The sequence below is a fragment of the Falsiroseomonas sp. RANM36 genome (assembly GCF_056682175.1).
Genome location: NZ_JBWXTD010000004.1, coordinates 3565 through 4520, shown reverse-complemented (window position 1 = coordinate 4520; position 956 = coordinate 3565). Strand labels below are relative to the sequence as shown.

Genomic DNA, 956 nt, shown 5'->3' with positions numbered 1-956 from the left:
GGCGGCGGCCGGCGGGGGGGGGGGGGGGGGGGGGGGGGGGGCCGGGGGGGGGGGGGGGCCCGCGCGGGCAACGCAAGACTGGCGCGGCCGGCGGCCAGACGGCCGCGGCGGGGGAATGATGCCATGGCGATCTCCCGTCGGGGTTGGGCGATGTCGCTCCAATATTATGCACTAAGCGAAAGAATTGATCCAGGGATCGAGTCGCCGTCGCGATCACGCGACCGTGAGACGCTGGTGGGCGGGCTCGACCCTGACCTTGCCGTCGTCGCAGACTTCGCCGCCGCCCCGTTCCGGTTGGCACCCGATCCCATCACGGAAGGACTGAATGTTGCCGCCGTCCCGACATGTCCCGCTCCCGGTCCTGCTGCTGCTCGCCCTCTTCGCCGCGCCGGCACGCGGGGAACTGCCGCACCCCTCCTGCGAGGCGCTGGCGACCTGGACGGAAGGCTTCGAGCGGCGGGAAGGCTGGGCGCCGAACGAGCTCGGCCTCGGCGGGCGCGACCGGTTCAACACCCTCTTCGCCGATCCGCGCACCGCGGCCCTGTTCGGCAAGCCGGTGCTGGACTGGTCGCCGGATGAGGCGAAGGCGCTCGCGCCGCATCTCGCCGCCTGCGCCGACACGCTGCGCCGCGCCGGCAACCGGGAGGCGAGCGGCGCGCTCGGCACGCTGCGCATCCAGGCCGGGCGCGAGGTGCCCAACTACCTGGCGGCGCTCGCCGAGGCGCGCGCGGCTGTGCCCAAGGCGCTGGAGGAACTGTCCGCCGCGCCGCCCTCGGTCGCGCTGATCCGCTTCCTCGAGGCCGCAGCGGCGATCGGCACGCAGGATGACGCGGCGGCGCAGGCGAACCGCGCGGCAGGCGGGCTGAACGGCGCGGCGCGGACCGGCGCGGGGGGGGGGGCGCGGGGGGGCGGCCGCCGCGCCCCCCCGCCCGGGGCCGGCCGGCGCGGGGGGCCGC

The 956-nt window shown here is 77.0% G+C and carries 1 protein-coding gene; it reads left to right on the top strand.

The window, feature by feature from the left end; translation table 11 throughout:
• Positions 1 to 325: 325 nt before the first annotated feature.
• A partial coding sequence (locus tag AC1MIR_RS13755; RefSeq protein WP_480028762.1) for a hypothetical protein occupies positions 326 to 956 on the top strand: 631 nt, incomplete at its 3' end.